7 protein-coding genes and 1 pseudogene are annotated in these 8,152 nt (G+C 65.7%); 5 read left to right on the top strand and 3 right to left on the bottom strand.

Annotated elements, in window-relative coordinates:
* The 5 genes from WB785_RS03075 to WB785_RS03055 all read left to right on the top strand — a co-directional run.
* Positions 1-420 (top strand): enoyl-CoA hydratase-related protein (locus tag WB785_RS03075; protein ID WP_424077227.1); only part of this gene is annotated, 420 nt, incomplete at its 5' end.
* A 76-nt stretch (positions 421-496) separates the two neighbouring features.
* A complete protein-coding gene (locus WB785_RS03070) occupies positions 497-1,099 on the top strand; it encodes a DUF1707 SHOCT-like domain-containing protein (protein ID WP_424077226.1) in 603 nt (200 codons plus the stop codon).
* A 73-nt stretch (positions 1,100-1,172) separates the two neighbouring features.
* The gene (locus WB785_RS03065; RefSeq protein WP_424077225.1) at positions 1,173-1,502 is read left to right on the top strand and encodes a WXG100 family type VII secretion target; all 330 of its coding nucleotides are present in this window, start codon (positions 1,173-1,175) and stop codon (positions 1,500-1,502) included.
* Positions 1,502-3,184, top strand: a complete 1,683-nt coding sequence (locus WB785_RS03060; protein ID WP_424077224.1) for an alpha/beta hydrolase — start codon at positions 1,502-1,504, stop codon at positions 3,182-3,184. Before WB785_RS03065 ends, WB785_RS03060 begins: the two co-directional genes overlap by 1 nt.
* Positions 3,181-4,146: a hypothetical protein gene (locus tag WB785_RS03055; RefSeq protein WP_424077223.1), complete on the top strand. Its 966-nt coding sequence runs from the start codon at positions 3,181-3,183 to the stop codon at positions 4,144-4,146. The genes WB785_RS03060 and WB785_RS03055 overlap by 4 nt, the downstream gene beginning before the upstream one ends.
* Before the next feature lie 349 nt (positions 4,147-4,495).
* On the opposite strand, the gene WB785_RS03050 is transcribed toward WB785_RS03055, so the two are convergent.
* The 3 genes and pseudogenes from WB785_RS03050 to purH all read right to left on the bottom strand — a co-directional run.
* Positions 4,496-6,478 carry a vWA domain-containing protein gene (locus WB785_RS03050; RefSeq protein WP_424077222.1) on the bottom strand — a complete coding sequence of 661 codons (1,983 nt, stop codon included), beginning with the start codon at positions 6,476-6,478 and terminating at the stop codon, positions 4,496-4,498.
* Positions 6,471-7,856, bottom strand: coding sequence for a sigma 54-interacting transcriptional regulator (locus WB785_RS03045; RefSeq protein WP_424077221.1), 1,386 nt, complete (start codon positions 7,854-7,856; stop codon positions 6,471-6,473). Before WB785_RS03045 ends, WB785_RS03050 begins: the two co-directional genes overlap by 8 nt.
* Before the next feature lie 116 nt (positions 7,857-7,972).
* A pseudogene (gene purH / locus WB785_RS03040) lies at positions 7,973-8,152 on the bottom strand (bifunctional phosphoribosylaminoimidazolecarboxamide formyltransferase/IMP cyclohydrolase); the annotation flags it as partial.

Here is an 8,152-nt window from a genome sequence, read left to right as displayed (position 1 = left end):
TGCGATATCGCCGTCGCGGGTCCGCGCAGTAGCTTCGCGTTGACCGAGGCGCGGATCGGGGTCGCGCCCGCGATCATCTCGCTGACGCTGCTGCCGAAAATGTCCGCCCGCGCGGCCGCCCGCTACTACCTGACCGGCGAGACGTTCGACGCCGCCACCGCCGCCGAGATCGGCCTGATCACGATCGCCGCCGACGACGTCGAGGCCGGGGTGGCGGCGCTGGTGGCCGACATCGGACGCGCCTCACCGCAGGGGTTGGCCGCATCGAAGGCACTGACCACCGCCGCCATCCTGGACGGCTTCGACCGGGACGCCGAGCAGCTCAGCTCCGACTCGGCGCGGCTGTTTGTCTCCGACGAAGCTCGCGAGGGCATGCTCGCTTTCCTGCAGAAACGCCCGCCACAATGGGCCGGCCAATGAGGGGCCTAAAGAGGGCGACGCGACAGTTTAGCGAAGTTACTTGCAGCAAATCATGATCGTCGTACGCTCGTAAGCGATGAGCACTCCAGCGCCGCAAGGCGCGCAAGGCCAGCCGAACGCGATGACGCGTGCCGGAGAGACCGACCGCATTCAGGTCGCCCAGCTGCTCACTGACGCTGCCGCCCAGGGCCGCCTGCAGATGAGCGACTACGAAGACCGGCTCACCAGGGCATATGCGGCGAAAACGTATGACGAGTTGGATCGGCTGCGGTCTGATTTGCTGGGGTCGTCGGTCAGCCCCCAACGAGGTGGTGCCTGCAACCCCGCGCCATCGATGCTGCTGCTGGCCATCATGAGCGCGTTCGAGCGGCGCGGCCGGTGGAACGTGCCGGAGAAGTTGACGACGTTCGCGCTGTGGGGCGGTGGCGTGATCGACCTCCGCTACGCCGACTTCACCTCCACCGAGGTCGAGATCCACGCGTATTCGATTATGGGTGGACAAACCATCCTGCTGCCTCCCGAAGTCAACGTCGAGATCAAGGGCCACGGCGTGATGGGCGGATTTGAGCATAGTGTCGCCGGCCAAGGCACGCCCGGTGCGCCGACCGTGCGCATCCACGGTTTCGCCCTGTGGGGCGGGGTCGGCATCAAGCGGAAAAACCGCAAAAACCAGCAATAGCCTTTTGCGAAAGGCCTGGTCACGCGCACTATTGGTGAGTGGCCGACGCCTGCGGTTATGCGATACTTGGGCGATGGCAGACAAGGTGCGGGTAAACCCGACGGCGTTATCTGCGGCCGGCAACGAAGTGGCCAATCACGGGGAGGATCTGCTGGCCCGGCAGCAGTCGGCTCACGCCGAGGCCGCAGGGGCTCAATCTGGGTGGGTGGGCGTTTCGGCGGGCGCGTTGTCGAACCTGTTGGACGGCTGGCAGACCACCAGCGACGCTCATCTTCGCCGTTTCGGGAAGCATTCGTGTGACATGCATTTCGCCGCTGTCGAATTCGCCGACATGGACGACCGCAACACCGAGGCGGTGCGCAGGGTCGGCGAGGCGGTCCGCGGTGAGAGTCCCCACGTCTAATGACGTTGACTCTGGCTGATATTGATCGCTGGAGCCCGGAGGCCATCAACGCCGTTTTTCAGGCTGCGATCAGCCGCGCGCACGGTACCCGCACCGCATCGGCGGCGCTTGGCCAAACCATGCAATTCCTGGATTGGGGCGGTGACAGCGCCGACGCGGCACGCGCGGCGGCGCATCGCACCATGCTGAACCTCGACAACCATGCCGATGCGTGTGATGCCGTCGGCCGGGCCGCCGAGAAAGCGGCCGGCGAGATCGTTGCGATCAAGGCGCGGCTGCAGATGATCCGAGACACCGCGCGCGAATATCACCTCACGATCGACAACCAGACCGGGTTGGTAAGCCTGCCCGAGAATCTGTCGTCCTTCTCAGACGCCGATCAGCGCGAGATCGAGGCTGCGTGGCTTCGGGTTGCCGAGGCACTTACCCGGCTAATGGCCGACGCCCAAACGGCTGACGAGGACCTGGCCGCGGCCATCCGCGGCGCCGACGGCGACTTGTCACCGGACCAAGTCAACGCCGAAACATCGCACGAGCCACCGAAAATGCCGAAGGTGCCGCCGCGCGGCACCGCACCCGCCGACGTCACCAAGTGGTGGCAGTCGCTGACGCCGGCACAACAAGACCGGCTCAAAGACTGGTTCCCGCAGTCGATCCGCAGCCTCGACGGGGTTCCCAACAACATCCGCAACGAGCTCAATCTTCCAGTGCTGCAAAGCGAGATCTCCCGGCTGCAAAACGGCTGGCTCGACGGCAACGGCATCTGGCACACCGACCAAGCGAAGCTGGCCGACCTGACCGCACTCCGCAACACCCTGGCTGCCCATCCCGACAGCAGCCTGATCCTGCTGGACACCACCAGCAATCCGAACAAGGTGCTGGCCGCGGTTGGCGTTGGTGACGTCGACGATGCCGAACGCGTCGGGGTGACCGTGGGCGGTCTGAACACTCGGGTCAGCTCCAGCGTCGACGCGATGGTCCGGGAAGCCGAAACCCAACGCCGCGAGGCAAGTACCTTACGCAGCAATGCGGGGATGCCGAACCCCGACGCGGTCGCGTCCATCGCGTACCTGGGTTACGACGCACCTGACAATCTCAAAAACGTCATACACGACTGGAACGCCCACGACGCGGCGGGACCGCTGAACAACTTCTACAAGGGTCTGGCCGCGACCACTAATGTCCCGGATCAACACATCACCGCGTTCGGTCATTCCTATGGTTCGCTGGTCACCAGCTTGGCGCTGCAGGAGGGCGCACCGGTGAGCGACGTCGTCTTGTACGGTTCTCCGGGAACTGAACTCACCAACGCGTCGCAGTTGGGTGTTGCGCCGGGGCATGCTTACTACATGATTGGTGTCAACGACCATGTCTCCGATGTGATCCCCGAGTTCGGCGCCTTCGGCGACGCCCCGCAGGACATTCCCGGCATGACGCAACTGTCGGTCAACACCGGCATGGGTCCCGGGGATGGCGCTCTGCACGAACGGGCTTACGGGCATTCCGAATACGCGCGAGACGGCAGCAACGGCGAGCTCCGCATGAGCGGGTACAACATGGCCGCGGTGCTGGCCGGCCTGCCCAGCGATCTCGTCATGCCTCCCGTGCTACCGCCGCCGACTATTCCGAGCGGACCGGGCCCGTTCGGGTTGCCCATCCCCAACCCCGCGTATCACCCGTGAGGCGAACAGCGGGTCTACTCATCGCGATTGCGCTCGCACTGTCTTGCGTGGTCAGTGCCTGCGGCGCACCGGACCGCAAGGCCGCAGCCGATCGGCTCAAGCTAGCGATCAAAGAGATGCCCGGCGTCCAAGACGCTGACGTGAGCTACACCAACAACTTTGAGCAGGGCGCCGTCGTTCGCATCGTGGTGTTCCTGCCTAACGCGGACACCAAGCAGATCGAGGACGTCGTCGGACGCATCAATGCCGTGCGCGGCGGCTCGCTCAACGCGTTCGACCAGAAAGCGGAATTCGCCGTGACGCCCAGCCGGACCGTCCGAGTCGGCCGTGGTGCCGATCTCGACCCGCGCAGCATCGCCGCCGATGCGGAAAACCTTCGCCGGCTGTCTGGTGCCGTCGACACCGCGGAGATGGGCATCTTCCGTAACAACTCCACAGCGGATTTGAAGCTCACCCAGGTGACGACACCCTCCGACGACGTGTTTTCCGCGATACGTGAAGGGTTTGGCGACGACGCACACGTGTCAGTGGATTTGCAGCCGGCCTCCAATATCGCGGGGCCCTCATGGCAAGTGGCGTTTCCGTTCACCACCGCGGATCAGCAGCGGGTCGATCAGCAGATGGCAGCCATGCCGGTAACAATCTGGGCGATCACAGTGGGTTCGCACGGCGCGATCGCGAGCCTAAGCGTCGGTCTGCACAACCGCGACACCGCCTACCAAGATCTCGTGTCGGTAATCGGAATCACCGGGGCGGGGCCGGCACATGCGCTCAATCTAAGTTGGCGGTGGGAGGGGGACAGCGCCGGCAAGTTGCCGAATTTCAGCGGTTCTGTGCAAGTTGGCGCCTGCGGTTACCTTCCGAACGCCGCGAGTGAACTCCATCCGGAAACCTATTTGACCGCCGATGCTCGCGAGTTGCAGCAGCGGTTGCGCAAGCAGTTCGACACCTGCCCGAAATAACGGCTACTTGCGCCGCCGGGCTCGCAGATAGGGCCGGTGGCCGCCGAGCGCGAGTATGGCTAGATTCGATCAGTCCTTTGGATAGGCCAGCGGCGATGCCCTCGCGGTATCGAGCGATGCGGCCAGCTCCACGAACACCGGGATGCGCAGCGCCGCACCCAGGCTGCGGCAGTCACATCTGCCCCACGAATCTCTGGGTAGAGCCGACGCTCAGTTTGCCCGCCTCACAGCGACAACCTAAGCCGCGCGGCGGATTTGTCGCTCAGAGGTGGGCACAACGAACACCCCAAACCCGCGGGGACTCCTGTGGCGAATGAGACAGTTGCCGGTGAGGCCAACGGCCACCGATTTACCTGCGCCGCCGGGCTCGCAGATAGTCACCCACCACGGCCGCACCCAGGCCATCGAGATCGGGAACCACGACCCGACCCTCGACTCGACGGGCAACCTGATCGATGAACCGGGCCAGCCCGGGATCGCTGCCCAACCGGAAGATGGTCACTTGTGCGCCCAGTCGCGCCATGTCGTCGAAGCCGCGCACGGTGTGGGCGATGGTCCGCGGATGCGGCGGGTAGTCAAAGAACACCGCGGAGCCGTCGCCGTCGAAGTCTTCGAGGTGCGCGGTCGGCTCACCGTCGGTGACCACCAACAAGACGGGCTGCGCGTTGGGGTGCCGTCGCAGATGCCGGCCGGCTAACGCCAGCGCGTGGTGCAGGTTGGTGCCCTGCTCGTACACTCCCTCCAGGCCCATCAACTCCGCGGTGCTGATCGTTCGGGCGTAGCGACCAAACGCGATGATCTGCAACGCATCCGAACGAAATCGGGTGCGCACCAAATGGTCGAGTGCCAGCGCGGTTCGCTTCATCGGCAGCCAGCGGTTCTCCATCACCATCGAAAACGAGGTGTCGACCAGCAGCGCCACCGCAGCCTGCGTTCGAGTTTCTGTCTCGGACACCTCGACGTCGTCGACGGTAATCTTGATGGCCGGGTTCGGACCGTCGAGAGTCGAGGTTCCGGCCTGCCGGAGCACCGCGTTGGTCAGCGTCCGGGTGACGTTCCACGGCTCGGTGTCACCGAACTGCCAGGGCCGGGTGGCGCCGGTCAGTTCGCCGGCTGCGCCGGCACGGCGGTGGTCACGTTCACCGTGACGGCCGGAAAGTTGTTCTGCCACATCGCGTAACGCTGTTTCGCCGAGCCTTCGCATCGCCTTCGGCGATAACCGCCACTGGCCATCCGAGCTGCGGTCCAGGAAGCCCTGATTGACCAGTGCACGCTCGAGCTCGGCGAGTGTTTGCGCGTCGATGGCGGCCTGATCACCGAGTTGGCGCGCGAGCGCGTCGAGGTCGACGTCATCCATGGTCGCACCGGGATAACTCTGCGACAGCTGCTCGGCCAGTTGCTCCAGCTCGCCGATGTCAGCCAACGCCTGGGCGCCCTCGCCCATGCCCAGCGGGTTGTCGCCGGAGAACTGCGCCGACCCCTCCCAGTCCTCGCCGGGCCGCGCCGCCTGCAGGTGGGCATCCAGTCGATTCAACGCCTGCATCAGCGCCGGCGAGCCGAATGCCTGCTGCGCCAACGCATCCAACTCGGCACGCTGGTCCGGGCTCAAGCTGTTGCGGAACCGCTGCGCGGCGGCGGCGCGCTTGGCCAGCGAATCAAGCAACTCATCGACGTTGCGTGGATTCTCCGGGAAGAATTCACCGTGCTTTTCCATGAAGTTGTCGAAGTCTTGCTGCGTGTCCTCGCCACGGGCGTGCTTGTCCAACAAGTCGTTCAGGTCGTCGAGCATCTCGCCGACGCGCTGACGGTCCTCATCGGTGGCGCCTTCGAGCGCCTGCTTCATGCCGGCGAACCGCTGATCGAGCATCTCCCGACCGAGCAGATCCTTGATCTGGTCGTATTTTTCCCGGGCCTCGCTGCTGCGCCAGTTGTAGTCGGATAGCTCCTGCACCGCCTTGGCCGGCGACGGCGAGAGCGCATCCAATTGCAGCTCGCCGAACCGAGCGTCATCGTCCAGAGCGCGGGCCAGTTCCTTGCGTTCGGCCAGCACCGCCTCATCGAGGAGCTTTTTGATCTCCTGCAGAGTCCCGTCTAAATTATTGCGGCGCAACAGTTCTCGCCGTCGACGATTAGCCTCGGCAGCCAGCCGGTCGGCCCCGGGCATGTTCTTGGTGCCCCGACGCAGCAACTCGGACAGCGCCCGGCGGGGCGAGGTGCCCGCCATCACGTCCTGCCCGATCTGCTCGAGCGCCTCGCGCAGGTCCACCGGCGGGGCCAGCGGGTCGGGCCCACCGGTATACGCCGAGTACCGGGACGAATGCGCTTTAGCCATATACGGTTTCGCCTTCCCCGGACACTTTGTCGACGCGCTTGGCCAAATACAGCGCCTCCAGCGCCAATTCCAGCGCGGCGGCGCGCTCGCCCTCGGATTCGGCGCCCAGCCGCTTGGCGATCGCCTCGATGACAGGGAGATCGGGCAGCGCAGCCAGCACATCCTTCGCCGAAACACGCTCCCCCGTCGTCACCGCGGAACCGCCCTCGACCGCGGTCACCAGCGGACCGACATCGAGGCCACCGAGCGCTCGAGACGCGGTGTCGGCGGTGGCGCGGCGCAACAGGTGTTCGAGCACGGCCTGCTCGCGTCCTTCCTCGCCGGACTCGAACTCCAACTTGCCGCGCAGCACGTCGATCACGGTGCCCAGGTCGACAACCCGGGCCACCGGCTCGGTTTCGCCAAGCACCGCGCCGCGATGCCGCGCAGCGGCGGCAACCGTCTCGGCGGCCGCGATCGCGAACCGCGCCGAAACTCCTGATCGCTGATCGACCGAGTTGGATTCCCGAAGGTAGCGGGCGAACCGAGCGATCACCTGGATCAGATGATCGGGCACCTGGGCACTCAGATGCGCCTCTTGCAGAATCACGCCTACCTCGGCGTCGAGCTCCAGCGGGTAGTGCGTACGGATCTCGGCGCCGAACCGGTCTTTGAGCGGGGTGATGATGCGGCCCCGGTTGGTGTAGTCCTCGGGGTTGGCGCTTGCGACCACCAACACGTCCAGCGGCAGGCGCAGGGTGTAGCCGCGCACCTGAATGTCGCGCTCCTCCATCACGTTGAGCATCGACACCTGGATGCGCTCGGCCAGGTCGGGTAACTCGTTGACCGCGACGATGCCGCGGTGCGCCCGCGGGATCAGGCCGTAGGCGATGGTCTCGGGGTCTCCCAGGCTGCGGCCCTCGGCGACCTTGATCGGGTCGATGTCGCCCACCTGGTCGGCGACGCTGGTGTCAGGCGTGGCCAGCTTCTCGGTGTAGCGCTCGCTGCGGTGCTTCCACTCGATCGGCAGATCGTCGCCGAGGGTCGCGACCTTACGAATCGACTCCGGGGTGATCGGCGAGTAGGGATGCTCGCCGAGTTCGGCCTCGGCGATCACCGGCGTCCACTCGTCGAGCAGGCCAACCAGTGCCCGCAGCAACCGGGTCTTGCCCTGGCCGCGCTCCCCCAGCAGCACGAAGTCGTGGCCCGCGATCAGCGCCCGCTCCAGCTGCGGCAGAACGGTGTCGTCGAAGCCCAGGATGCCTGGCCAGACCTCCTCGTCCTCGGCGAGGGCGGTCAGCAGGTTTTCCCGGATTTCTTGCTTGACTCCCCGTTCACGGTGCCCGGCGGCACGCAGTTCGCCGACGGTGCGGGGCAGGTTGTTCGCTGCAGTCACCACTCCACGCTACCGCGCAGTTCAACGCGGGTCGCGCCGCTATCGAGTGTGGGGTTGATGCACGCTTTTCGCGATTTCGCGTAACACAATCACACACTCGACGCTCTTTAATGGGCTCTCTAGTGCGCGAAGTGCCGCGCGCCGGTCAGGTACAGCGTCACGCCGGCCTTTTCGGCCGCCGCGGTCACTTCGTCGTCGCGCACCGAGCCGCCGGGGTGCACGATCGCCGTGACGCCTCCGACCGCCAGCGTCTCCAGGCCGTCCGGGAACGGGAAGTACGCATCGGAGGCCGCGACCGC

Origin of the sequence: Mycobacterium sp. (assembly GCF_049585075.1) — a bacterium.
GTDB lineage: Bacteria > Actinomycetota > Actinomycetes > Mycobacteriales > Mycobacteriaceae > Mycobacterium.
Note: the sequence above shows the minus strand (reverse complement) of the source record. Positions and strands in the feature narration are given on the sequence as shown.